This is a genomic window from Paeniglutamicibacter quisquiliarum, assembly GCF_019084045.1.
GTDB lineage: Bacteria > Actinomycetota > Actinomycetes > Actinomycetales > Micrococcaceae > Paeniglutamicibacter > Paeniglutamicibacter quisquiliarum.
This window is the reverse complement of record NZ_JAHRED010000013.1, coordinates 1-23,190: the sequence shown is the minus strand read 5'-3', so window position 1 is coordinate 23,190 and position 23,190 is coordinate 1. Positions and strand designations below refer to the sequence as shown.

The 23,190-nt window shown below is 62.6% G+C and carries 24 protein-coding genes and 1 pseudogene; 16 read left to right on the top strand and 9 right to left on the bottom strand.

The window, feature by feature from the left end; translation table 11 throughout:
* Nucleotides 1-295: 295 nt before the first annotated feature.
* The 5 genes from KRR55_RS18225 (at nt 296) to KRR55_RS18205 (ending at nt 6,710) form a co-directional block, all read left to right on the top strand.
* Nucleotides 296-1,669 carry a sugar ABC transporter substrate-binding protein gene (locus KRR55_RS18225; protein ID WP_217390738.1) on the top strand — a complete coding sequence of 458 codons (1,374 nt, stop codon included), beginning with the start codon at nt 296-298 and terminating at the stop codon, nt 1,667-1,669.
* Nucleotides 1,670-1,671: 2 nt separating this feature from the next.
* On the top strand, nt 1,672-3,192 hold the full coding sequence (locus tag KRR55_RS18220) for a sugar ABC transporter ATP-binding protein (RefSeq protein WP_217390737.1): 1,521 nt from the start codon (nt 1,672-1,674) through the stop codon (nt 3,190-3,192).
* 128 nt (nt 3,193-3,320) lie between these two features.
* The gene (locus KRR55_RS18215; RefSeq protein WP_217390736.1) at nt 3,321-4,235 is read left to right on the top strand and encodes an ABC transporter permease; all 915 of its coding nucleotides are present in this window, start codon (nt 3,321-3,323) and stop codon (nt 4,233-4,235) included.
* A 76-nt stretch (nt 4,236-4,311) separates the two neighbouring features.
* Complete coding sequence (locus KRR55_RS18210) at nt 4,312-5,880, top strand: FGGY-family carbohydrate kinase (RefSeq protein ID WP_217390735.1); 1,569 nt, start codon at nt 4,312-4,314, stop codon at nt 5,878-5,880.
* A 62-nt stretch (nt 5,881-5,942) separates the two neighbouring features.
* Nucleotides 5,943-6,710: an SDR family oxidoreductase gene (locus tag KRR55_RS18205; protein ID WP_217390734.1), complete on the top strand. Its 768-nt coding sequence runs from the start codon at nt 5,943-5,945 to the stop codon at nt 6,708-6,710.
* Between the two features lie 77 nt (nt 6,711-6,787).
* On the opposite strand, the gene KRR55_RS18200 is transcribed toward KRR55_RS18205, so the two are convergent.
* Nucleotides 6,788-7,234 (bottom strand): SRPBCC family protein, encoded by a 447-nt coding sequence (locus KRR55_RS18200; RefSeq protein WP_217390733.1) that lies wholly within the window; start codon nt 7,232-7,234, stop codon nt 6,788-6,790.
* 96 nt (nt 7,235-7,330) lie between these two features.
* Here KRR55_RS18200 and KRR55_RS18195 point away from each other — a divergent pair, with 96 nt between their 5' ends.
* On the top strand, nt 7,331-7,666 hold the full coding sequence (locus tag KRR55_RS18195) for a YnfA family protein (RefSeq protein ID WP_217390732.1): 336 nt from the start codon (nt 7,331-7,333) through the stop codon (nt 7,664-7,666).
* Nucleotides 7,667-7,835: 169 nt separating this feature from the next.
* On the opposite strand, the pseudogene KRR55_RS20700 reads toward KRR55_RS18195, so the two are convergent.
* From KRR55_RS20700 to KRR55_RS18175, 4 genes and pseudogenes are all read right to left on the bottom strand, one after another.
* A pseudogene (locus KRR55_RS20700) lies at nt 7,836-8,212 on the bottom strand (YsnF/AvaK domain-containing protein).
* Nucleotides 8,213-8,586: 374 nt separating this feature from the next.
* The gene (locus KRR55_RS18185; protein ID WP_217390731.1) at nt 8,587-9,918 is read right to left on the bottom strand and encodes an NtaA/DmoA family FMN-dependent monooxygenase; all 1,332 of its coding nucleotides are present in this window, start codon (nt 9,916-9,918) and stop codon (nt 8,587-8,589) included.
* A gap of 84 nt (nt 9,919-10,002) precedes the next feature.
* Nucleotides 10,003-11,130, bottom strand: a complete 1,128-nt coding sequence (locus KRR55_RS18180; protein WP_217390730.1) for an MFS transporter — start codon at nt 11,128-11,130, stop codon at nt 10,003-10,005.
* 146 nt (nt 11,131-11,276) lie between these two features.
* Nucleotides 11,277-12,035 carry an NADPH-dependent F420 reductase gene (locus tag KRR55_RS18175; RefSeq protein WP_217390729.1) on the bottom strand — a complete coding sequence of 253 codons (759 nt, stop codon included), beginning with the start codon at nt 12,033-12,035 and terminating at the stop codon, nt 11,277-11,279.
* A 91-nt stretch (nt 12,036-12,126) separates the two neighbouring features.
* On the opposite strand from KRR55_RS18175, the gene KRR55_RS18170 reads away from it, so the two are divergent.
* The 3 genes from KRR55_RS18170 to KRR55_RS18160 all read left to right on the top strand — a co-directional run bounded on the left by KRR55_RS18170 (nt 12,127) and on the right by KRR55_RS18160 (nt 15,664).
* A complete protein-coding gene (locus tag KRR55_RS18170; RefSeq protein ID WP_217390728.1) occupies nt 12,127-12,516 on the top strand; it encodes a MerR family transcriptional regulator in 390 nt (129 codons plus the stop codon).
* 590 nt (nt 12,517-13,106) lie between these two features.
* Nucleotides 13,107-14,609 carry a DHA2 family efflux MFS transporter permease subunit gene (locus tag KRR55_RS18165; protein ID WP_217390727.1) on the top strand — a complete coding sequence of 501 codons (1,503 nt, stop codon included), beginning with the start codon at nt 13,107-13,109 and terminating at the stop codon, nt 14,607-14,609.
* 152 nt (nt 14,610-14,761) lie between these two features.
* On the top strand, nt 14,762-15,664 hold the full coding sequence (locus KRR55_RS18160) for an NmrA family NAD(P)-binding protein (RefSeq protein WP_217390726.1): 903 nt from the start codon (nt 14,762-14,764) through the stop codon (nt 15,662-15,664).
* A gap of 316 nt (nt 15,665-15,980) precedes the next feature.
* Here the strand turns inward: KRR55_RS18160 and KRR55_RS18155 are convergent, their stop codons facing one another.
* A complete protein-coding gene (locus KRR55_RS18155) occupies nt 15,981-16,970 on the bottom strand; it encodes an LLM class flavin-dependent oxidoreductase (RefSeq protein ID WP_217390725.1) in 990 nt (329 codons plus the stop codon).
* A 231-nt stretch (nt 16,971-17,201) separates the two neighbouring features.
* Here KRR55_RS18155 and KRR55_RS18150 point away from each other — a divergent pair, with 231 nt between their 5' ends.
* Entirely contained in the window at nt 17,202-17,348 is a 147-nt protein-coding gene (locus KRR55_RS18150; protein WP_217390724.1) for a hypothetical protein, read from the top strand.
* Nucleotides 17,349-17,796: 448 nt separating this feature from the next.
* On the opposite strand, the gene KRR55_RS18145 is transcribed toward KRR55_RS18150, so the two are convergent.
* Complete coding sequence (locus tag KRR55_RS18145; RefSeq protein ID WP_217390723.1) at nt 17,797-18,483, bottom strand: DUF998 domain-containing protein; 687 nt, start codon at nt 18,481-18,483, stop codon at nt 17,797-17,799.
* Nucleotides 18,484-18,727: 244 nt separating this feature from the next.
* On the opposite strand from KRR55_RS18145, the gene KRR55_RS18140 reads away from it, so the two are divergent.
* The 5 genes from KRR55_RS18140 (at nt 18,728) to KRR55_RS18120 (ending at nt 22,044) form a co-directional block, all read left to right on the top strand.
* Nucleotides 18,728-19,837 carry a WD40/YVTN/BNR-like repeat-containing protein gene (locus KRR55_RS18140; protein ID WP_217390722.1) on the top strand — a complete coding sequence of 370 codons (1,110 nt, stop codon included), beginning with the start codon at nt 18,728-18,730 and terminating at the stop codon, nt 19,835-19,837.
* Nucleotides 19,834-20,121 (top strand): MoaD/ThiS family protein, encoded by a 288-nt coding sequence (locus tag KRR55_RS18135; RefSeq protein ID WP_217390721.1) that lies wholly within the window; start codon nt 19,834-19,836, stop codon nt 20,119-20,121. Before KRR55_RS18140 ends, KRR55_RS18135 begins: the two co-directional genes overlap by 4 nt.
* Before the next feature lie 138 nt (nt 20,122-20,259).
* Nucleotides 20,260-21,267, top strand: a complete 1,008-nt coding sequence (locus KRR55_RS18130) for a pirin family protein (RefSeq protein ID WP_217390720.1) — start codon at nt 20,260-20,262, stop codon at nt 21,265-21,267.
* Between the two features lie 37 nt (nt 21,268-21,304).
* Nucleotides 21,305-21,688, top strand: a complete 384-nt coding sequence (locus KRR55_RS18125; protein WP_217390719.1) for a ribonuclease E inhibitor RraB — start codon at nt 21,305-21,307, stop codon at nt 21,686-21,688.
* 23 nt (nt 21,689-21,711) lie between these two features.
* Nucleotides 21,712-22,044 (top strand): GNAT family N-acetyltransferase, encoded by a 333-nt coding sequence (locus KRR55_RS18120; RefSeq protein WP_217390718.1) that lies wholly within the window; start codon nt 21,712-21,714, stop codon nt 22,042-22,044.
* A 15-nt stretch (nt 22,045-22,059) separates the two neighbouring features.
* On the opposite strand, the gene KRR55_RS18115 is transcribed toward KRR55_RS18120, so the two are convergent.
* Complete coding sequence (locus KRR55_RS18115; protein ID WP_217390717.1) at nt 22,060-22,251, bottom strand: helix-hairpin-helix domain-containing protein; 192 nt, start codon at nt 22,249-22,251, stop codon at nt 22,060-22,062.
* A 116-nt stretch (nt 22,252-22,367) separates the two neighbouring features.
* Between KRR55_RS18115 and KRR55_RS18110 the strand changes: the two genes are divergently transcribed.
* Nucleotides 22,368-22,805, top strand: a complete 438-nt coding sequence (locus KRR55_RS18110; protein ID WP_217390716.1) for an SRPBCC family protein — start codon at nt 22,368-22,370, stop codon at nt 22,803-22,805.
* Here the strand turns inward: KRR55_RS18110 and KRR55_RS18105 are convergent.
* Nucleotides 22,802-23,190, bottom strand: a 389-nt coding sequence (locus tag KRR55_RS18105; protein ID WP_418888852.1) for a ZIP family metal transporter, incomplete at its 5' end; no start/stop codon positions are given. The two genes, KRR55_RS18110 and KRR55_RS18105, sit on opposite strands and share 4 nt — an antisense overlap.

Genomic DNA, 23,190 nt, shown 5'->3' with positions numbered 1-23,190 from the left:
TTCACCACTCAAGAGGGCCTTATTCGTCGTGCGCGTAACTGCTGCGCGTGCTGCTCCAATCTCGCCCTCCACACCTTGTGTGTTTCCTCGCGAGCGCCCGACCGGGTGTGCGCGGCTTTCAATTCATCAATAGCTCGTTGACATATGTGATGCCTGACACTAACCTTGAATCACATACGTGACTGTGTTCACAAATGTGATTCACGTTTTCCACCTTGATGCACTTCCTCGAATCCGCGCAAAAGAGTCCACCCGATAGCGGTCGAGCAAACACTCAGATGAAATGCGAGCCCCCATGATCGATCCAAAGAATTCCGAAGCAGGCGTAGCCTCCGGTCCATCCGCGCAGCTCAACGCGTTCTCGGGAGTGCGGCGTCGACAGTTCCTTCAGGGGCTCGGCCTTGGCGCCGTGGCCCTGGCATCCGGAGGGGCCCTGACAGGCTGCAGTGCGCCTTTGGGTTCAGGTTCCGGTCAGACCGCGGCCGCCGGCCCAGGCGTCGCGCTTGCGTCAGTGCCCACGCTGACCAACGAGTACTTCACCATGTGGAATGCAAGCGGGAAGGAGGCGGCCACAGCCCTGGGCTTGTCCTATCGAATGCAAAGCTACGAGGGCTCTGCGGCAACCCAAATCAACCAGTTGCGTTCCGCCAAGGCGGCCGGGGCCAGCCAGGTCGTAACCTTCCCTATCAACAACGACGCCGTTCGACAGATGGGTGAAATCCTCGCCGAACAGGACATTCCTTTGGGGACCTCATTCTCCGCAACGCCCTGGATGGTTCCTTCCGAACCCGGCTTCCAGGACTTGTACTCCACGTTGTTCACACCACGGGAAGTCCTGGGCCAGAAGGCACTAAGCGAGGCGGTATTCAAGGCCATCGGAGGCTCCGGAAACGTGGTCTACATCCAGGGCGCGCCAACCAACCGCACTTCCAACGCCCGAGAGAAGGGCTTTGACATGGCAGTGGCTGGCTTCCCGGGCATCAAGGTCTTGGCGCGACAGGACGGGAAGGAAAACGGACAAGACACTCGTCCGGTTGTCCAAGCGATGCTCTCGCGCTTCGACAAGATCGATGCAATCATCTGCCACAATTCTTCCTCTGCCCTCGGCGCTGTCTCGGTTCTCGAGGAAAAAGGAAACGACCGGATCAAGGTGGGTGGTACTGACGAACAGCTGGCGATCCTCGACAAGTTGATTCAAGGCCCCAATGTGGTCGCCGTTCAATCGATCTTCGGCACTTGGCTCGGCGGGTACATGTTGGTACGAAACTTCGACCTGACCAATGGCATCCAGTACGACCCTGCCGAGCGCATGATGTTCCAAGATTCGCTGGTCCTCGATACGAAGGAATCAGCCATCGAATACAAGCGTGTTGCTACAGGCGCCACGTCAGGATTCGATTGGAAGAAGATGTCCCGTCACCTTCATCCGGACGACTGGGACAGCCAGGTGGCACTGGCGCCGGTGGATCCCGTGCCGTTCTTTACCGAAGACCTGAATACCAAACGTCCCGAGGGCTTCGAGTTCCCGCCCGCCTTGCAGGACTCGCTCGACGGCGGAGCCATTCAGCGGCTCACCAAACTCTATTCCGAGCACGCCGTACAGAACCCGTACGCCGAGGCCATCCGGTTAACTTCAACCGGTGCCACCGTCTTTGGGACGAAGTTCTAGCCATGAATACAGATGATTCATTGCTCCAGATCACGAATCTCACCAAGGTCTTCAAAGGCTTCAAGGCGCTGGATTCGGTCTCCTTCGACTTGAAGCTCGGTGAAGTAGTGGGATTGGCTGGCCACAACGGTGCCGGTAAATCCACCCTGCTAAACATACTCTCCGGGAATTTCGCCCCGACCAGCGGTTCGATGACCCTCGATGGGACCCCATTCCAGCCGTCTTCCTACAATGATTCAACGCGCGCGGGGGTGTTCCGTATTTATCAGGAACTCTCGGTCATGGACAACCTCACCGTGGCGGAAAATCTAACGCTAGGAACCGAACGCCATATCCGCAAGTTTGGGCTGATTACGCCCAATCGCATTAACAACATCGCCGGCGGCTTCCTTGACGACGTCGGTCTTGGTGACCTGGATGCCACCAAGCGAGTCGACCAGCTGACCATGGCGGAGAAACAACTGGTGGAGATCGCCAAGGCGATGTATATGGCGCGGTTGGCTAAGATCGAGAAGCCTGTCCTGCTGTTGGATGAGCCAACCAGCGGGCTCACGCAATCTCAGGTGGATTTCCTCGAGGAACATATCAACAACCTGCGTTCCAGTATGGGAATCATCCTCACCACGCACCGGGGCAGTGAGTTGCTCGAATGGAGTGACCGTGTCGTTGTGCTTCGCGACGGACAGGTAGTCGGCACCCCTGATCCGAAAACCACCACTCCCGAACAACTTAGCCGTCTATTGCTCGGAGATACCGAGGTCGTCCGTCATACCCGGCGCGACAAACGAATCGATGGCGACCGGGACCGGCTTGAACTGCGACGCCTGACGCTGCCCAGTATTGCCGAACCGTTTAGCATGACACTGCGTCCAGGAGAGATCGTTGCTCTCATTGGCGAGTCGGAGGAGAAGACCGCAGTCGCCCGTTGCGTCTCGGGCCTGGTCAAGGCCAAGGATGGCACAATCAACGTCGACGGCGAGCCGGTCTCTGCCGGAGTGCGAGGTTCCTTGGAAGCGGGGATCCGTTTCGTTCCTGCAGACCGCGCTGGAGAGGGCCTTTCATTGCTGCACTCGGTCCAGGACAACTTGTCACTCGGGGCGATGGCCGCGGAGGGGCGCCAGGATCTGGCCCGCAAACCCCATGCCGCGAAGGCTTTTGCCCAGGACCTCGTCACCAAGTTCGGTGTCAAGGTGTCGAGTCTGAACCAGTCAGCCGGGTCGCTCTCGGGTGGAAACCAGCAGAAGCTTCTGGTCGCCCGCGCGCTGTCGGAAGATGCCCGAGTAGTGGTTCTGGACAAACCTACCCGTGGTATCGATGTCCATGCCAAAGCAGAGATCTTTCGTCTGGTCCTAGAGGCTTCTGACCGCGGTGTCGCGATTCTCATTGCCAGCGATGAACCTGAAGAGTTAATGCCCATTTGCGATCGTATTATCGCGTTTCGCGACGGGGTTGTAAGTGCCGAATTCGATTGTCGTTCCGAGTCCGAACCAACGCTGGGCGAACTGGCCGAGTCAATTTCTTAGTCTTAGAGGGAGCAACACTGATGATTACCGAACCACTCACTGGCCGCAAACGAGGCACCTCAATGCCCACTGGACCTGCTTTTAAACCGATGGGAACGCTAAAGGCCTCAAGGCGCGACCGATACCAAATGGTTTTCCTGGTCGCGGCCTTGGTCATCCTGCCAATAATCTTCACCACCATGAACGCCCAGTACCTCTCGCCGGGAAACCTCGACAGCATGATGCGTCAGGCCTCTGTGCTGCTGTTGGTGGTCGCCGCAGGCACGGCACCGATCTTGATGGGGTCCATCGACCTCTCCGTCGGGGCGATAGTGTCTCTCTGTGCCGTTGCGGCAGCCTTGTTCGCCCAATCAATGGGGCAGTCCGCTGTCTTCTGGGTACTTCCCCTCGGGCTGCTGATCGGGCTGTTCAACGGAGTGATCGTTTCCTACATAAAGCTGCCGTCATTCCTTGTTACTTTGGGGACTTCCTTCGTCTTTGGTGGAATTGCGCTCCTGGCCTCCGGCGGCTTCCCTGTCCAGTTGGTAAGCGGATCGCTCAACGCGGCCTTTCACCAGAGCCTTTTCGGGATCTTCCCAATGCCGCTGGTCTATGCCGTGATCCTCTGGCTGTTGCTGATTGTTTGGCTGCGTCGCACCGCTACTGGGCGATTCATCTACGCAATCGGAGGCAACGAGCGCGCCGCAAAAGTCTGCGGCGTCAATGTCCGTTGGGTCAAGTCCCTGGCTTTCGGCGCCGGAGGCCTCTGCTGTGGTCTGGCAGGCGTACTGGTGCTGTTCTCTACGACCGCCGCTACCCCCGACATCGGCAACTCATTTCTGTTGCCCTCCATCGCCGCCATCGTCATGGGCGGAACACCTCTCTCGGGCGGCCAGGGCGGCGCAGCCCGCGGCCTGATTGGCACCTTGATCCTTGTTGAGCTCACCAATGGAATGCTGATCATCGGATTGCCGCCGGCAGCCCAGCAGATCGTTCAGGGAATCGTGGTCATTCTCGCCGTCCTGTTGACCTTCGACCGCCGAACAGCGGCCGTGGTCAAGTAGCCATCCGCCCCGTATAAACTACAGCAACCAATATTGCGCCGACTCCAGCCAGCGCACGAACGTAGGAGAAGAATCAATGGCCACTCGGCTTCTTGGAATCGATTTCGGTACGGGCGGTGCCAAGGCCTGCATCATTGATGATCAAGGAGAAGTCTTGGCGTACGCCTACCGCGAGTACCCCATCTTCCACCACCGTCCCGGGTGGTCCGAGCACGATCCTGAGACATACTGGACCGCCACCTGCGAAATGATCCAGCAGGTACTGCGGGACACTCAGTGCCTGCCACAGGAAATCGCCGGCATCGCCGTATCAAGTGCACTTCCTTCGATGGTGCTGGTAGATGATCAAAACCTACCCGTCGCTGCCGCCACGAATTTGATGGACCGCAGAGCCACCGAAGAAGTCAATATCATTCGGGACTTGGTAGGAGAATCATTGATCGAAGAGGTGACCGCGAACCGTATCGAAGACCATCCGAACCTCGTCAACCTGTACTGGTATCAGCGCAATAAGCCGCAGGTCTATGAACGGATTCACAAGGCTTTGACCATCGACGGCTTCATCGTCTCAAGGCTCACGGGCGAATATACGCTCAACAGCAGTTCCGCGGTTTTCTATGGCGTGGCCTTCGACATTCGAAAAGGCGTTTTCCGGGACGACATTCTGGACAGCCTCCAGATTTCCCCCGAGCTCATACCTCGACTCTGCGACAGCACGGACATCGTCGGCGAAGTCTCCGCGGAAGCGGCGCGCTCCACGGGCCTCATGGCAGGCACCAAAGTGGTTGGCGGACAGGTCGACTGCAATGCCGGTTGGATCGCTGGCGGCGCAGTCGAACCGGGTGACATGCAGTTAAACCTGGGCACCAGCGGCGTATTGGGGGTAGTGCATCAGAATCTGGATTATCTCAATTCCCCAGATGGGCTGCGCATGGTCAATATTCCATACACCACTTCACCGCGGGATACTTTCGCGGCTGTGGCGGTCACGACGACTGGCGGACAGGCCCTGCGCTACCTGCGCGACACCTTCGGAGAAGGCGAAGTAGACGTCGAGCGAATGTTGAAGGTCAGTTCATACGATCTCATCACGCTTCAAGCACGAGATATTCCACCAGGCAGCGAGGGACTCCTCGTTCTGCCGTACTTGATGGGCGAACGTTCGCCCATCTGGGACACATCCGCCAGGGCCGTTATGTTCGGACTCTCGCTGCACCATCACCGCGGGCACGTATTCCGCGCATTCATGGAAGGCGTTGCTTACGCTCTCTTCGATTCCTACTCGGTGCTCAAACAAACCGGTCTGCAAATCAACCACCCGCTGATCTTCAACGAAGGTGGTGCCAAGAGCGACGTCTGGCGCCGGATTATCACCGATGTCTTTGGCATTCCCACCGCCATGCTCAAGGGCCGCACCGGAGCGCCGCTTGGAGATGCCATCCTCGCCGGAGTCGGTGTAGGCGTATTCGATGATTTCAGTGTCGCCAAGGAATGGTGCAAATACCGCGAGCATCTGGAACCCGATGAAAAGAACCACGAAATGTATATGGAGTACTTCCAGCTCTACAAAGACATCTATTCCAACGTACAGGGAAATTTCCGCGACCTTCAGAGCATAGTTCGCCGCCACCAGACCAACAATTGATTGCCGCCGGCGGCCCGGAAACTATGCCAGGGCGCCAAACCGAATATTTTAGGAGACACCTCATGGCCATTCCGTCATTTTCACTCGAAAAGAAGACCGCTGTAGTCACCGGGGCCAGTAGCGGCATAGGCAGGGCCATCGCTCTGGCGTTGGCCGGGCTCGGCGCCTCGGTCGGATGCATCGACTTGGAAGGTAGCGACTTGGACGGCGTCGTGAACGAAATCCGGAGTACCGGAGGGAGCGCAACATCCATCTCGGCAGATGTTACTCGCGCCGACGACATGGTGGCCGCCGTGGCTTTCGTTGAAGGGAAGTTCGGCCCGCTCTCGCTGGCCGTAAATGCAGCGGGCATCGCCAACGCCGCGCCCGCTGAATCCATGGCAGTCGAGCAATGGAAGAAGGTCCTGGATGTGGATCTGACGGGTGTTTTCTTGTCATGCCAAGCCGAAGGAAACGCGATGTTGCGCAACGGTGGCGGCGCCATTGTCAACATCGCGTCGATGTCGGCAACGATTGCCAACCGAGGGTTGGTCCAGGCACACTACAACGCGGCCAAGGCGGGCGTGGTTCAACTAGGCAAGAGTCTTGCATGGGAGTGGGCATCGCGGGGCATTCGTGTCAATAGCGTTAGCCCTGGCTACACCAACACACCAATGACCAAACGCCCCGAGCAGGCCAGTGCGATGGCGGGCTATGCCAATGACACCCCTTTGGGCCGCAACGCCGAGCCGGAGGATATCGCGGGTCCAGTGGCATTCCTGCTGAGCGACGCCGCTTCCTTCGTCACCGGAACGGATTTGCTTGTTGACGGCGGCTTTGTCATCTGGTGACCCGACGCGACCGGTGAATTATTGGTTGCGGGAGCGTTCCTGCCCACTGTCCTATTGCGGGCAACAGGACCGACCGGTTAAAGGTGCGCGGCGAACAAGCGGTCGAGCTTGGTGAACGAGGACTCCCATCCGGCACGCGCCGGTTCCAGGACCTCGGCAGGAAGCGGACCCTGAACGATCCGCAGCGCGGTGCCCGCCGGGCAATCGGCAAACTCCACGCGCATTTCGATGACCAGGTTCAGGGTCATTTCATGCGGTCCGTCCTCCCCGACGAGCAGTTCATGCTCCCGGACCTCGGTGAACGTCGCATTCACCGGAGAGGTCTTGGTGTGGTCCTCGAGCAGGTGCATTACGAATTTCTGCACGCCTCCGACCCGCGGTTCGATTGTCACGGTATCCACGTGCACGCCCCAGCCCTCCGGGCCGAACCATTCGGCGAGGATTTCCGGTTCGGTAAATGCCGCCCACACCGCGGTGCGGGGTGCCGAGAATTCGCGTTCGATGACCAGTTCGCCCATATCCATGCGCACGAGATTACCCCGCTTCGAGCCACGAACCGAATAATTCCCGACTTCTGTGGGGGCAAACACGCAGAGCCGGTTGATGGAAGGATTGTCGGCATGACCGTCATGAAATCAATCCTGCTCTTCGGTGTGGCCGCCCTGCTCGAAATCGGTGGTGCCTGGTTGGTCTGGCAGGGCATCCGCGAACACCGCGGATGGCTGTGGGTCGGAGCCGGAGCCGTGGCCTTGGGGCTATACGGCATCGTGGCCACACTCCAGCCAGATGCCAACTTCGGCCGCATCCTGGCCGCATACGGCGGCGTCTTCATTGCCGGTTCGCTGTTGTGGGCGGTCTTCCTCGACGGGTTTCGTCCGGACCGCTGGGACATCGTCGGCGCCATGGTTGCCCTGACCGGGGTCGGGCTGATCATGTACGGCCCGCGCGGGGCCTAGGAGCACTGCCCGAGCCTGGATGTTGGGCTCGCTCCCGGCTTCTGGGTGGACCCATGAGCACGGCGACATCCGGTATTTCCAAACGTAGGCAGCCGATGCCGTTGAGTGGCGCTGGCCGGTTACGCGTGTGGTCGGGCCAAAGGCCCACCCCGTGGCTGCGCGGGTCGGCTTAGCGTCCGGCGCGGTGGTCCGGAAGATCGTGACCGTCGGTCTCGATCTTTTCCTTGCGCACGTTTTCGCTCACGGTCTGTTGCTCCGTTACGGTTTCCTTCTCCAGCCTGACGCGCTCCACCGGGACGGCTTCCTTCTTCACGACGGGACGTTCCTCGTGCAGGGTGACTTCGTAATCGTCTTCGCTGAGGGCATGCCCGTCCAGGGCGTCTCCGCGGTTCGCCTCGGTGATGGGTCGCGTTCGACGCGGACCTCATCGCGACTGACCGGAACGGTGGTCGTGACGTTTTCGGTCACCACGTAATTGCGCAGCCGCGCATGTCCGGCTTCGACCGTCTCGGTTCCCACCCGAACCTGTTCCTCGGAGGGGGTCATGGCATCGTCGGTTGGGTGTTCCGGGGACGGATGCCATGGTTCCTGCGAACTCGTAGTAGCGGTAGAGCTCGTTTTCCTCTTCCGGGCTCAGGTATCGGTCCGCATCCACCCTGGGGGCGTCCTTGACCTTGTCCTTGTCCTTGGTATAGGGAACCAGTATGTCGTTGTCGGCGGCGGAAGCCGCGGAAGGGGGAACGAATGATGCCGAGACGCCAAACAGTCCGTTCTTAACGATTACCCAGCTGGAGTGGTTGGCCGGCGCGTCGGGAACCGTCGGGCGCTTCGGAGCTCACTCGGTGGCGGGAGGCCCCTGGACGGGCCGTCTTGGTTCGGGAGCGGTGCCGGGGCGGAGTCGCGCCTCGAGTCCGGGGTCCTCAGGCTTTGGTGATGCGTGGGTCGAGACCGTACTGCGCGGGGACAACGAGGTTCTCCCGCAAAGTGGAGCCGGGGTAGGTGTTCGGATAGAGTCCGCGCTCCTGGAGGAGAGGGATGACCTCATCCACGAACGCGTCGACGCCGTCTTCGTAGACGTCGGGCGAGATCCAAAAGCCGTCGACTGCTCCCGCCTCGACCCACTCCTGGATGTGATCCGCGTGCAGGGCACCCGGCCCGACGACCGTCGGGTGGAAGTCGATCACACCGTGCGCGAGGACGTCGCGCGGAGACCAGCCTTGGCGTGCCACCTCGAGGGCGATCCCGGAACGCGGATCTGCCGGTGACGGTCGGGCTGCAGCGAGCTCCCGCTCGGAAAGCGGCCGGTCAATCCGGTCGGGCTGCAGGTCCAGGCCGATCATGGCGCCGAGGTGTGCGAGTCGCGCCTGGAGGACGTCGCCCGCCAGGGCGAGGCGCCGGTCGAGGCCTTCGCGGACGGTCGGCGCGACGGTGGTCATCAGCCCCGCGAAGTACTTGACTTCGTCCGGGTCGCGGCCGGCTTCGCGGGCGGCGTTGCGGACAAGCTCGCGCTGGGCACGGGCCTCCTCGATCGTCCACACTTCGGCGATGAACCCGCTGGCGTAGCGTCCCGCGATCGACAGCAGCTGCGGACTCGGGCCGCCCGAGGTAAACAGCACCGGCTGCCCCTGCTCGGAAGGCGGGATAGCGAGAGGTCCACGAGATGCGACATATTCGCCCTGCAGGTTGATGGGCTGCAGTTTCAACTGGTCGATGAAACGGTTTCCCGGCTGATCCTTGACCCAAGCGTCCTTCTCCCAACTCCCCCAGAGCGCCTGGGTGATCTGGATCGCCTCGTGCGCCCGCGTGTAGCGTTCGGCGCGTTCGGCGACAGGTCGGCCGTAGTTAGCGGCGACGGCGGGGTCACTCGTCGTCACCGCGTTCCATCCGGCACGGCCGTGGCTGATGACATCGAGGGCCTTGAACTGCCGTGCAAGGTTGAACGGCTCCTGGAACGTGGTCGACCCGGTCGCGACGAATCCGATGCGTTTGGTCGCCCGGGCGATCGCAGTGAGCGAGACGATGGGGTCAAGGACATTGCTGATCGTCGTGCGCTCGAGGTCCCCGCGCACGACGGGGAAATCGGGAGTGAAGAGGAAGGCGAACAGGCCGCGTTCCGCCGCCTGCGCATACCGGATGCTCGCGTCGATGTTCGCGTAGTTGCCCGGGTCCACGCCCGGTGCTCGCCAGGCACCGTGCAAGTTGCCGTAGCCGTCGGTCAGGGTCATCCCAAGGATGACGTTACGTGTGCTCATGTCAGTGCGCTCCGGTTCGTGATGAGTTGTACAGGTGCCGCACGCTGATGGCGCACACCCGGAATATCGTCCTCTGACGCGGTGTCATGCCAGCGGACGGGGCTTGACCAGCACGATGACCACGCTGCCGGCGAACGCTGCGGCGCCGCCCACGATCAGGGCCGTCTGGACGCCCGCTCCGTCGACGAGGAAGCCACCTATTAAAGCGCCGAGAGCGATCGCCACCTGGAACGCCGCCGTCTGTAGTCCACCCACGCTCTCCAGTTTCTCGGGTTCGGCTCGTGCCAGCCAGGTGGAGATGACGGTGGGGAGCGCGCCGAAGCCGGCTCCCCACAAGGCGACGGCGACGAAGAGCAGCACAGCGCTGCCTTGCAGCAGCGCGAACGAGATCATGGCGGCGCCGAGAACCAGAGGGAAGACGAACGCCGCGACGCGCAGCTGCCGATCGGCCAACGGACCTGCGACGAGGTTGCCGGCCACGATCCCCACCCCGTATACGAGCAGCATGAGGGCAAGCTGGTCCGGGCTGAGTCCTCCGATTTCCGTCGCTGCCGGTCGGATGTACGTGAAGCCCGCGAAGTGGCCTGCACCCATGAGAGCCATCGCCGTCAGGCACAGCAAGATGAGGCGGGATCGGAGCGTCTGGAACAACGGCCGGAACCCGTCCGAGCCGGCGCTACGGACGGACGGAAGGGCGACGAACTGCATGACGATGGCGACGACTCCGACTGCGGCAGCAAGAAGGAAGACCGCTCGCCATCCCCAGAGCTCGCCGAGAAGAGTGCCCAACGGGACCGCTGCGACCGTGGCGAGGGACACACCGACGTTGACGATGGTCAACCCGAGTCCGAGCTTCGAGGCCGGGACGAGTCTGGCGGTCATGGAGATGGCGAGCGACCAGAATCCGCCGATGGTGATCCCGAGCAGCACGCGTGCCAGAAGGAGGACGGGATAGCTCGGCGCCAGGGCGACGAGCACGTTCGACAGGACAGCGACCACGGAGAGCACGATCATCAGGTGTCGACGATCGACCCGGGAGAGCAGGACGGGGACGGTCAGTCCTGCGACGGCAGCAACGATGGCCGTGACGCTGACGGACTGCCCGGCCACGCCTTCAGTCACTCCGAGGTCACCGGCTATCCGCGACAGCAGACTCGCCGGCAGGAACTCCGCCGTGACGAGGGCGAAGACGCCCACGCTGAGCGAGATCACTCCCATCCAGGACGTCGGATGCTGTGGGAGCGCACGCTCTGCCGTGGATCCTCTGCGCGAGGCATCTTCCACGAGGGAGGGATTTGGGATGGTCATGTAGGTCCGTTCTAGGTTCTGAGTGGTGCGGATGGCTTTAACGGAATGCGTCAGCTGTAGCAGGCGCGATTGATCGCCACGAGGAAGGGACCGGTCACGCTGTGGCCGCCACCGAATGGCGGCACGCCTGCGTACTCACCAATGACGGTCATCGCGAGATCGCGACGCTGTGGAACTCGTTCCTTCTCGGCAGCGTCCAGCCACCGCGGCATTTCGTCGAGCGTCCGATCGGTGCAGTAGACGGGCGCACCGGGCTGCTGGCGCCACGAGTCAGCAAGGGCACCAGCGTCGAAAGCATCGAAGCCGGTCTGCTCCACCAGGTCCATGGCGATCCGGCGATCGGCATCACGATCCGCTGCCACCGGGATGGCCACGCGATCAGGATCACCCGGCTCCGCCGCCTTCGCATCAAAGGACTGGGAAGTAATCGCGTTCCACGCCTTCGCAATGGGGCGCCCGAACAGCTCCGACAGCCAGACGCTTTCCGGTAGACCCTCCTGGAACTCCCGCACCGCTCCGTCGCGCATCGGATAGTAGTTCGAAGTATCAATGACGACCGCATCCTCCGGCGCGGACCGGACGTGAGTTGAGATGTCCCCGTTACGGTTCATTGGAACCGAAACGATGAGCACGTCGACACCCTTTACGGCTTCTGCGGCAGTCACGGCCCGCGCTCCGGTACGCAGAGCGGCCTCGCCGATCGTCTCGGGGCCGCGCGAGTTCGCTATCACGACGTCATGCCCGCGACGGCTCAGACGCCGCGCGATCGTCGAGCCGATCGAACCTGCACCGATGATTCCTATCTTCATGGGACTCCCTACTTTTCCTGTTTTCCGACACGCATTTCCTAATGGTGCACCTTGCCACTAATGTGAAGGTCAAATCGTTCGAGGAGGACGCATGCGTATTGGAGAACTGTCGAAGCAGACGGGCGTGGCAACGCGGATGCTCCGCTACTACGAGGAACAGGGTCTGATCACCCCCCGTCGGCTCGACAACGGGTATCGGGTCTACGACGATTACCTCGTCGACCGCGTCCGCAAGATCCGCGGCCTGATCGACTCGGGCATCCCGACCCGCATCGTCTCCTGCATCCTCCCCTGCCTCGGACACCCGGATTCGATTGTCGCCGAGAACGCCGAGCCCGGCCTCTTCGACCTCCTCGAGGCCGAGCGCGACCGGATGAGCGAGAAGATCGACTTCCTCACCCAGAACCGCGACGCGATCACGGAGTATCTCCGGGCACTCGAGCGGGCAGCGAGCCAGCCGATGGGAACCAAAGCCGGCTGACGAAAGGCCCGATAGCGGGAGGGTGGCGTCGCATCAGGGCACAAGCAGACGACGGGGTCGCCGTGGTCCGGGCGATGTGTGTTGCAGTTAGGGCACACCGATGCGGGCAATTTCGTCGGACGGGCCAAACCCCATCCCAGCAATCGACGCGGCGGGCCGACGATCCGCGATGAACTCCGCGCGTTAGTCGACCGTCTATCGGACGGCGGCCACCTTCGATATGGAGGTCGACCTGCGGTAACAATCGGTTCCGGGTTGGGGTCATCCGCTATCGAGGATCGCGTATAGGACTGTGGACGCCCACCCCCGCTTCAGCTCGCTTGCGACCAAGCGACCTTCACGAGCAGTCCCATTCGTTCCATCGCATGGACGGAGCCGCGATTGCGCACTTCGGCGTGCCCGACTAAACGGAGAAGGTTCAACTCGCCGAACGCGAGGTCGACGAAGCAACTTGACATTCACATTAGTGTGAAGGTGGAGACTGAATTCCGACAAGCTCTCCGATGGCGCGGTGCTTTGTCCGGGCGGTGATCCTGTGGATTCCGACCCCGAGCCGATAAATCATACGAGCACCTTGGAGTCAACAGCTTATGAGTAGTGACACTCACCTCGCTCCTGCAACAGGGGCCGTCGGCGTCGTCGCCGATCCCCAAGGAGCGGTTACCGGCCTAGTCGCGACCAGCCCGGCACCGACGAAACGATTGTCTCCGGGAGAGGTTCTGACAATCACCGTCCTGGTCTTCTCGGCATTCGTGGCGTTCCTGTCCGAGATGGTGCTCGGGGTGGCGCTGCCGCAGATCATGGACGACCTCAACATCACGGCTACGACCGGGCAGTGGCTCACCACTGGCTACGCACTCACCCTCGCGGTGATCATCCCGACCACCGGATACATCATGCAGCGATTCCAGCTTCGGACAATCTTCATTGTCAGCGTCGGATTATTCACCCTCGGCACCTTAATCGCGGCCGTCGCACCTGGCTTCGAACTGTTGCTCGTCGGCCGAATCGTGCAGGCACTGGGTACAGCTGTGTTAGTCCCGCTGTTAATGACGACGTCGATCGGTTTGGTTGCGCCGTCTCGCCGAGGACAGATGATGGCGTTAGTCACTGCGGTATCTGCTGTCGCGCCCGCCGTCGGTCCCGCTTTCTCCGGGATCGTGATGTCGCAGCTGTCCTGGCGGTGGCTGTTCATCATCATCCTGCCGCTGTCGCTACTTGGCCTCATCATCGGGGCCATCAAGATGCCAAACCTCACCGGGCCGCGGCGAATTGGATTCGACACGCTGTCGCTGGCGCTCTCCGCGATCGGATTCGGCGCCCTGGTTTACGGCCTGGCAAGCGCCGGCGAGTCCGATAGCGGTCGACTCTCTCCTGCATTCTGGATTGCAGTCCCGGTGGGCGCGGTGGGCATCGCAGCTTTCGTGTGGCGTCAACTCCGTTTGCAGCGCCGCGACGCAGCCGTCCTCGACATGAGGATCTTTGCGCACGCCTCGTTCGCGCGGCCCGTGATCGTCTTCGCATTCCTGGTGATGGGCGCCTTCACCCTCCCCACACTGCTTCCTCTGATCCTGCAAGAGTCGCTCGGACTCGGCTCGTTGGAGACGGGGCTGCTCATGGTGCCGGGCGGCGTGACGATCGGGCTCGTGTCTGTTCTCGTCGGCCGGTACTACGACCGCATCGGAGCCCGCGGGCTCGCGATCCCGGGAGTCGTTGTCGTCGGTGCTGGCTGGTGGTTCATGACCACCTTCACCGAGGACACCTCGATGTGGGTGGTCCTCGCCGCCTACGTGCTCATCTGCGCCGGCCAAGCATTCGCCTGGGTCGCTGTCTTCACCATGTCGCTGGGATCGCTTCCGAGCGCTCTCGTTTCGCATGGCAGCGCCGCACTGAACACCATTCAGCAGCTCGGCGGCGCAGCCGGCCTAGCAGTGCTCATCGCGGTTCTCAGCTCGATCGCCGGCGGCACCGACGCCGCCTCCATCGCGAATGGTGCACGGGCTGCATTCACGGTCGGCGCCGTCATCGCAGGTATTGCCCTCATCGCAGCGTTGTTCCTTCCGCGACATGCACGTAACGCGGAAGCTGACTGAACGAGCAGCAAGCCATCACTGCGGCTATCTGTTGCGTCTCGTTCTGCCGAGACCCAAACCGCTCAGTCAGACACCGACCGTCTTGAGCCACCATGGGTGAGCCGCAGCAAGGACGCCGAATCGACAATCCACTTCGAAAAAAGGATGACACTGTGGAAAACCATGTTGCAAAGCCTGATCCGGCGAGCCCGATCGTGCTTGTCATCGGGACGACCGGCCAGGTCGGCAAGCTCATCGTCGAAGAGTTCGACCGTGACCTCGGGAATGTCCGGGTGCGCTACGCCGCTCGGAAACCCGAGCGGGTGGACGAACTGCGCGCAGCTGGGCGGGACGCGGTGCGCCTCGACCTGGACGATCCTCGCACCTTCGCCCACGCACTGTACGGCGTTGACCGGGTTTATCTTCTGACCGGCTACACCGTTGCCATGCTGGCGCAGAGCAAAACGCTCGTCGACGCCGCCGTCAAAGCAGGTGTTGGTCACATCGTGCATCAGGGCGTGTTCGCGAATTGGGACGTCACCGATCCGCACTTCGTCTGGCACCAGATGATCGAACGCTACATCGAGGGAAGCGGCCTGGCGTGGACGCACTTGCACCCCAACGTGTTCATGGACGGGCTGGCGTCAGAGATCGCCACCAACGACGGTGCCTTCTCCGTGTACTGGGATAATCGCCGCGTCGGATGGATCGCTGCGCGCGACATCGCCGCTGTGGCCGCAACGGTGCTGCGGCAGGGGCCATCTCGACACGGCGGCAAGGAATATTGGCTCTCTACCGAAGTGGCCTCGGGACCCGAGGTGGCGGCTATCTTGTCCGATGTCCTAGATCGAGAGATCAGTTGCGACGTGCGCGGTCCAGAGGAGTTCCTAGCTTCGATCGCCAAGCGTGGCCTCACCGTGGAGTCCTGGTACGCCGACGCGGGCGTGGAATTCAACCGGCAGGTTATCGACGGACGGATGGGCTACATCGGGACAGTCCGCGACGACGTGGAGTTCGTCACCGGCCGCCCCTCGACCTCGCTACGACAATGGGGAAAAGAGAACCTGACCGACTGACTCCAAGCTATGCTGAGCAGCTGCTGCGGTGTGAGCGGACAGGTGTCCGGTTGACCATCGGCTTACGCGCAGCAGGGTTGACAAATAGCGCTGCAGAGACGGGGCCATTTATCGCAGCGATTCACAGGCGTTCGGCCCCCGAACCACGTTCCGGAAGACCAACGCAGTCAGCCCAGACTCGGCAAGGGGCAACGTCCAACACCTTGTGGTCTTCGGGATGGCAGCGTGAACTTCCATTACCGTAAAGGGCCAGCCATCATCAAGACACCGCTGTGCCCGCCCCGGCCTCCACCACCGTTGCTCTGGGCCCCCGGGCCTAGAACCAGCAATCGGCAAGCAGCTGCAGTGAGCGGTCCCTCACCGCCGAGTCGTACGCGTAGGTGGTGATGATGAGCTCATCGGCACCGGTGCGCTGCACAAACTCCTCCAGCTGTGCCTTAACCGTGTCAGGAGCACCCACGGCCTTGATCCGCAGCATGGGCTGGTTCCCTCCGCCTTGCCCGGCCAGCGTTGCCGGATGCATCGGAGGCTGGATCTTGCGACTCCGACCATGCTGAACGTCCATGAACATCTGCTCCACCACGGTGAATTCCCGCTCGGCCTCATCATCCGTGTCGGCCACGAGGACGTTGATGCCGGCCATCACGTAGGGCCTGTCGATCTGTGCGGTGGGGGCCTCGGTGCTGAATGACTCCCGATACACCCTGATGGCGTCATCAACCTGGTCGGGAGCGAAGTGCGAGGCAATCGAGAACGGCAGGCCCAACTGCCCGGCGATGGACGCGCCGTTGACTGTCGATCCCAGAACCCAAATGGGGACCTGAGTTCCGGCTGACACGGCGGACTTGATCGCCATGCTGTGGGCGGTACCGGTTTCGCTGAACCAGCCTTGCATGTCGTAAATGCTGCCGGCAAAAGCCTGCGGGTCGGAGGAGGAACGGCTGAGTGCCTGGGCGGTCATCATGTCCGTCCCGGGGGCCCGGCCCAGCCCCAGATCGATCCGGTCACCATGCATGGCGGCCAGGGTGCCGTACTGCTCGGCCACCATCAGTGGGGCATGGTTGGGCAGCATCACCCCGCCTGAGCCCACGCGGATCCGCTCTGTCACCGAAGCCGCCTGGGAAATGAGCAGCGCCGTGGCGCTGGCAGCGAGGTTGGGGGTGTTGTGGTGTTCGGCAAACCAGAGCCGGTGGTAACCAAGCCGGTCGGCGAGACGGGCCGATTCCATGGTGGCGGCGATGGCGTCCCGGGCGGTGGACCCCTCGGAGATGGTGACCAAGTCAAGGATGCTGAGAGGCACAGACAATTTGGGAGCTCTTCCTTACGTTCATGGAAAGTGGATTCATTCACTTCTGACAACGGCCGTCTGTCGCACTTGTATTCCCCGTGCAGACCAACGCACTGGGAATCGTCCCCCGGCGGCAGCGCGAATGAGCCCTGGAGCTGCTGGACCGGGTTGAACTGGGCGACAAGGCCCGCCAACGGGCGGGCAGTCCTTCCGGCGGATAGCAGCAACGGGTCGCCATAGCCCGCACTGATGCAGGAACCACGCATCATCCTGGCCGGCGAACCCGTCGCTTCCCTGGAACCTCGACTGGACGGATCGGTGCTGTGCCTGATGCGCCGCATCGCCCGCCTTGGTTTCAGCGGCCTACAGCCTGTCCCGGCGTGCGTTGATTCCTAAATGGTTGGTGTGTGGGAGGGTCAGTCACGTCCCTCCCGCCGGTCCAGGAATCGACGCTGCACTGCCGTCGCGCCGGACGGGGAAAGAAACCCCGTCTCCGGGAGGACCCGGACCCGCCCGGCGAGGGCCATGGCTGACAACGCCACTCGTTCAGGGGCAACAGGAAATTCTTGCGGGAGCGCGGCATCCAGTGCGTGATTCCCGAAAACGACGATCAGAAGGTCCATCGCAAACGCAGGGGAAAAGCGCGTAACAGGTCGGTGACGTATAACTTAGGAGGCCTATAAGGGCCGCAACGTCGTCGAACGCAGCTTCAACGCCCTGCAGCGATGGCGCGGCGGGCGACCCGGTACGACAAGCTCGCGCCGACGTACCCATCGTCCGCCGTGCCCCGTGCCGTGCTCATCTGGAGCACCGCCCTCTAAAACTCACGATTAGGAGACACTCCCTAGGAACCGACATTCCGCTGTCGGCCCTGCACCGCCGTTCCCGCAGACGGAGGAGCCTGCTCGGAAATCGCCGTGCCGGCAGGAAGGATCGGCCCGCTCCGCCGGGATAGACGCCTGATGGCATTGCACACCACCAGCACCCAGCCGAGCACCCCGGCGAGGCAGACCCGCTCGGCGAGCCCCAGCAGACCCGGCTCAATGGCGGCAGTCAGTCCCAGCGATGCGAGCCCGACGGCAGTAATTGCCGCGAGAACGAACGCCGCCAGGTAGGCCTTTGCCAGCTCCGGGACGGAGCGCATCCAGCTGGTCAGCACAAGAATGCCGGCAAGCGCGGCAAGGAATCCCCCGCCGGCCACGTAGAGATGCACGGTGCCGGCAACCGTCGCCGCACCCAGGCCGGACCCGAGGCCAACATCGGTCGGGAAAAAGGCCAGGACCGCCGAACACAAGCCCCCGATACCCAAGAAAAGAGTCCCGGTGCGCCGAAGCCTCGAAACCCGGCCGACCCGGTTCATGGCTGCAATGGCGCACATGGTGGTGACGGCCCGGCCGAGGAAATTCAGATTCATGATCCACCCGAACGGACCAACCGCCAGGTTGCTTTCGGCGTCACTGACCACGCTGTAGTGCGGGGGCAGAAACTGGAGCACCACGTCGACAAGGACGTAGACGGCGACGCCGACCATGGCTGCGACGGCAAACCTCCGTCGGGCAGTGTCCGGGCTCTGCGGGATCATTGACCAAGCTTCCCACATTGGCATGTCAGCTTTTTCCGCACGGCTCCGATACCGTGGAACGAACAAGGAAAACACGAAAATGCTCCAAGAAACGGAGGTTTTCTTGTGAGGCAACACATCGATCCACAACTAGGTCTTTTAGGGGTCACCACAACCCTTGAATCCGGGTCGCCGCGGTGTTGCACTAAATGTCATGGACAACGACGCACGCACCATCCTTGCCATCGGGACCAAGAAGGGCCTCTGGCTGGCCGAAAGCACAGACCGCGAAAACTGGAATCTCACCGGGCCCCACTTCGCCAACCTCGAGGTTCCCTCCGTGGCCATCGACACCCGGGACGGCAAGACCCGTATCCTGGCCGGGGTCAACGACTGGCACTGGGGACCCACTGTCGTCTACAGCGACGACGCCGGCGCAACCTGGTCCGAACCCGAGCAAGGTGCCATCAAGTTTCCCGCGGACACCGACACCGCATTGGCGCGGATCTGGCACCTGCGCCCCGACACCGCAGAACGCCCCGGGGTTGTGTGGGCGGGTTGCGAACCGATCTCGGTCTTCAAGTCCACGGACTCTGGGGAAAACTTTGAACTGAACAGGGGGCTCTGGGACCACCCGCACCGCAGCGAATGGGGTGCCGGCTTCGGCGGGGCGGCAGTGCACAGCATCGTGCCCAACGCCGTGGACGAAAACGTCGTCCACGCTGCCATGAGCACCGGCGGGGTGTATCGCAGCACCGATGGCGGCAACTCCTGGGAGCCCCGGAACAAGGGCATCAAGGCGGACTTTTTCCCCGAGCCCTTCCCCGAGTTCGGCCAATGCGTCCACCACATCACCGCGGATGCCGAAAACCCCGACCGGCTCTACGCCCAAAACCACGGCGGTGTTTACCGGAGCGACGATTCCGGCGATGAATGGAACAGCATCGCTGACGGCCTACCGGCGGAATTCGGCTTTGTCTTCCTGTCCCACCCGCGCACCGGCGGCAGCGTGTGGACCATTCCGCTCAAGGGCGCCGAGGAACGCAACCCGGTGGGCGGAAGGCTCTCCGTCTTCCACTCCACGGACGCCGGGGACACCTGGAACGAGCAACACGCCGGATTGCCCGATGCCGACTGGAACGCAGTGCTGCGCGACGCGGCGGCGGTGGACGATCACCCCGGCTCGGTGGGCGTCTACTTCGGCACCCGCGGCGGAGAGGTCTTCGCCAGCAACGACGAGGGCGCGCACTTTGTCACGGTGGCCCAACGCCTGCCCGATGTGCTCAGCGTCCGGGCCGCCCAGGTCAACGGTGCGGGGAAATGACGGACATTACCGTTGAGGTGCCCTCGGTGCTGGCTTCCACGCTTGAGGGCCAACGCAGCCTGCAGGTCCCGCTGCCCGAGGACGGCACGGTGGGTGGGATCCTGGATGCGCTCGGCGAGAAATACCCGCTCTTTGGACGGCGGGTGCGCGACGAACGCGGCGAGGTGCGCCGCTTCGTGAACGTCTTCGTCGGGCCGGACAATATCCGCACCCTTGACGGCCTGGGCTCGCCGGTGCGGGAGGGGCAGAGCGTGCTGATCATGCAATCGGTGGCCGGCGGCTGATTGTGCTTCACCGGGGCCCGTCCGGGGAACGGCACGCATGGCCTTTCCCCCTGCCCCGCCGCGACAGGGCGCCGCATGCCACGGAGCAGGGCGCGTCGCGGGGGTGCCGAAAAGCGCCCCCGGCACTACGCTGAAGACATGAGTAACCTCGAGGCTGCCCCTGACGAGTTGGTTTGCGGATCGGATGAGGCGCACGCCGGAATCGAGTTGCTTCTCCCGCGCAATGTCCCGCTCGGCGGGCCGCGCGCCATGGATGTGCGCCGCACGCTGCCGCAAAAGCAGCGCAGCCTCATCGGCGCCTGGTGCTTCCTTGACCACTACGGGCCGGATCCGGTCGGTGAATCCGGCGGGATGAAGGTTCCGCGCCACCCGCACACCGGACTGCAAACCGTCTCCTGGTTGTTTACCGGGGAAATCGAGCATCGCGATTCGGCGGGCTTCCATGCCATGGTGCGCCCCGGCGAGGTGAACCTGATGACCGCTGGCCGCGGGATTAGCCACTCCGAGTTCTCCACCCCCGAAACCACGACGCTGCACGGTGCCCAGCTGTGGGTCGCATTGCCCGATTCCGCGCGGCACATGCCGCCGACCTTCGCCCACTACCGCCCCGAACCGTTGGCCGGCGACGGATGGTATGTCAGCGTCTTCCTGGGCGAGCTGTCCGTGGCCAACGACGGCGGAGCCGACCAACACTCCGAATCCCCCGTCGCCACCCACACCGAATTGCTGGGGGCAGAGATCCGCCTGGAGCCCGGCACCAGCATCCGGCTGGCGGTGAAGGCGCACCACGAGCATGGCGTGCTGCTGGATTCGGGTTCCCTTTCCGTGGGGGCCGATGAGCTGCCCGTGGACCATTTGGCCTACCTTCCGCCAGGGAGCCAAGAGCTCACCCTCACCGCGGGAGAGAAGCCGGTGCGCGCGCTGCTCATCGGCGGGGAACCGCTGAACGAGCAGATCCTCATGTGGTGGAACTTCGTGGGCCGCACCCACGATGAAGTGGCCGAATACCGCCGGCAGTGGCAAGCGGAGATCGGTGCAGAATCCGGCGACGCTTCCACCAAGCGCTTCGGGGACTTCCCCGCCGGCGAGCCCGCCGCACTGCCTGCACCGGCGCTGCCATCGGTGCGATTGCGGCCCCGCGACTGAGCAAGACGCCAACAAGATGAAGGAGCCGGTGGGCACCGTGTCACTGCAAGAGGAACTGGCCAAGCTGCGCCGGGCCCTGGCCGAACGCGCGGCGCTGGGCGACCAGCTTGATGCCAAGCGCGAGTTGGAGCACTTCGTTTCCTTCCGCGCGTTGCGCGAGATGAACGAGGCCGCCGCCCACTTTGAACGCGCCGGATGGCAAGTCGATCGGACCGAGGGCCAAGATGCCAATTCCCGATACCTGCTGCGCGTCTACCGAGACCAGGCCATCGACGTGGAAAGCGCTGAGCATGCCCTGCGCAACGTGCACGCCATCACCGGCAAGCACGGAGGGACCTACGACGGTTTCGGCGCCATGTTCATCGATGCCCCCGACAGCGAGCCCAGGGGCTTCTTCGGCCGACTTTTTGGAAACCAATGACACCCAAGGGACAGGAACAAGGAATGAGCGAAATCCATGTCGAGCACAGGCCCGAACGCAGTCGCTACGCCCTGCTGGACGGGGAAACGGCGATTGGGGCGGCGCACTACCGCGAGCTGGAAACCGCCGGCGGTGTTGAGCGGGTCTTCTTCCACACGGTGGTCGACGGGTCCTACGCAGGACAAGGACTTGCCGGAAAGCTCGCTTCAGCCGCGCTTTCCGACACTGTGGAACAGGGCCACAAGATCGTCCCGGTTTGCCCGTACATCAAGGTCTACCTGACCAAGCACCACGAGTTCGACGCCGAACTGGTGAAGCCCACACCCGAGCACCTGGCGATCCTGCCGAAGGCATGAGCCGCGGCCTGCGGATCAGTCCGCGAGTTCGAGTCCAAGTTCGGTGAGCGCAGCGCGCAGGATTACGATGCCCTTGGGCCCGAACCCGTGCAGGTCCAAGAGCGCACCGGCGCCGTAGGCAGCGGCCTGCTCGAGAGTCGTGATTCCCGCCCCTTCCAGGGCGCGGGCCGCGGGAGCGGAGATCCTGGGCAAGGGATGGCTGGTCATCTCTCCAGCGTAGCAATGCCCTCCCGCAGGTCGCGGGATTGGCGGACAGGCCAGGAACCCGGAACCTCGCCCACTCAGGCGGTCAAACAGTTGATATGCATGGATATGCTTCAGGAATGGAATTCACCCAGGAGCTCACCGTCAATGTCCCCCGACCACGTTTCATCGAGCTCTTTGACGACCTCGAGAACCTCAAAGTCTGGCAGGAGGGGCTTATTTCCTTTGAGGCCCTCACCGGCACGCCGGGCCAACCCGGGTCCACGTCCCGGTTGGTCTACAAGCAGGGCAGGGGCACCATGGAGATGGTCGAGACCGTGACGCGGCGCGACCTGCCAGAGGCATTCGACGGCGTCTACGACGCAAAGGGCGTGCACAATGTCTGCCGGAACGAATTCCATGATCTCGATGGAACCGCCACACGCTGGGTTGCCCACAATGTCTTTGAGTTCACCGGTTTCATGCGAATCGTGGCATTGCTCTTTGCCCCCATGTTCAGGAAGCAAAACCTGAAGACGATGACCGCCTTCAAGGAGTTTGCCGAAGCCCGCGCCTAAGCGCCGTAATGCAGGATCAGCGCCGTGAGGAAACCAAGCGCAGCAATGAATCCCGTGAGCATGTGCTGTTCCTCGAAGGCCTCGGGGATCATGGTGTCGGCGAGCATCGCCAGAATGCCGCCCGCTGCGATCGCGGTGACCACCGCGATGACCTCGCCCGGGGCGTTGTCGAGAGCCAGGTAGCCGATCATGGCCGCCAGCCCTGAAAGCAGCGCAATACTCCCCCAGATCGCAAAGATCTCTTTCGGCCCCTTGCCCGCACGCTTCATGTCGGCCGTGCTCGCCAGCCCTTCGGGCACGTTGGAAATGAAGATCGCCGCCAGCATGGTCGGGTTGACGGCGGCGCCGGAAAGCAATCCCACGCCCAGCACGATGGACTCGGGGA

Excerpts from the sequence above, each read along its gene's own strand:
- KRR55_RS18150 (WP_217390724.1), top strand. The coding sequence starts at position 17,202 with ATGCAGGAACCACGCATCATCCTGGCCGGCGAACCCGTCGCTTCCCTG.
- KRR55_RS18205 (WP_217390734.1), top strand. The coding sequence starts at position 5,943 with ATGGCCATTCCGTCATTTTCACTCGAAAAGAAGACCGCTGTAGTCACC.
- KRR55_RS18175 (WP_217390729.1), bottom strand. The coding sequence starts at position 12,035 with ATGAAGATAGGAATCATCGGTGCAGGTTCGATCGGCTCGACGATCGCG.
- KRR55_RS18135 (WP_217390721.1), top strand. The coding sequence starts at position 19,834 with ATGACGGACATTACCGTTGAGGTGCCCTCGGTGCTGGCTTCCACGCTT.
- KRR55_RS18220 (WP_217390737.1), top strand. The coding sequence starts at position 1,672 with ATGAATACAGATGATTCATTGCTCCAGATCACGAATCTCACCAAGGTC.
- KRR55_RS18130 (WP_217390720.1), top strand. The coding sequence starts at position 20,260 with ATGAGTAACCTCGAGGCTGCCCCTGACGAGTTGGTTTGCGGATCGGAT.
- KRR55_RS18115 (WP_217390717.1), bottom strand. The coding sequence starts at position 22,251 with ATGACCAGCCATCCCTTGCCCAGGATCTCCGCTCCCGCGGCCCGCGCC.
- KRR55_RS18120 (WP_217390718.1), top strand. The coding sequence starts at position 21,712 with ATGAGCGAAATCCATGTCGAGCACAGGCCCGAACGCAGTCGCTACGCC.
- KRR55_RS18215 (WP_217390736.1), top strand. The coding sequence starts at position 3,321 with ATGGTTTTCCTGGTCGCGGCCTTGGTCATCCTGCCAATAATCTTCACC.
- KRR55_RS18170 (WP_217390728.1), top strand. The coding sequence starts at position 12,127 with ATGCGTATTGGAGAACTGTCGAAGCAGACGGGCGTGGCAACGCGGATG.
- KRR55_RS18110 (WP_217390716.1), top strand. The coding sequence starts at position 22,368 with ATGGAATTCACCCAGGAGCTCACCGTCAATGTCCCCCGACCACGTTTC.
- KRR55_RS18185 (WP_217390731.1), bottom strand. The coding sequence starts at position 9,918 with ATGAGCACACGTAACGTCATCCTTGGGATGACCCTGACCGACGGCTAC.
- KRR55_RS18140 (WP_217390722.1), top strand. The coding sequence starts at position 18,728 with ATGGACAACGACGCACGCACCATCCTTGCCATCGGGACCAAGAAGGGC.
- KRR55_RS18165 (WP_217390727.1), top strand. The coding sequence starts at position 13,107 with ATGAGTAGTGACACTCACCTCGCTCCTGCAACAGGGGCCGTCGGCGTC.
- KRR55_RS18145 (WP_217390723.1), bottom strand. The coding sequence starts at position 18,483 with ATGGTCGGCGTCGCCGTCTACGTCCTTGTCGACGTGGTGCTCCAGTTT.
- KRR55_RS18225 (WP_217390738.1), top strand. The coding sequence starts at position 296 with ATGATCGATCCAAAGAATTCCGAAGCAGGCGTAGCCTCCGGTCCATCC.
- KRR55_RS18200 (WP_217390733.1), bottom strand. The coding sequence starts at position 7,234 with ATGGATATGGGCGAACTGGTCATCGAACGCGAATTCTCGGCACCCCGC.
- KRR55_RS18210 (WP_217390735.1), top strand. The coding sequence starts at position 4,312 with ATGGCCACTCGGCTTCTTGGAATCGATTTCGGTACGGGCGGTGCCAAG.
- KRR55_RS18195 (WP_217390732.1), top strand. The coding sequence starts at position 7,331 with ATGACCGTCATGAAATCAATCCTGCTCTTCGGTGTGGCCGCCCTGCTC.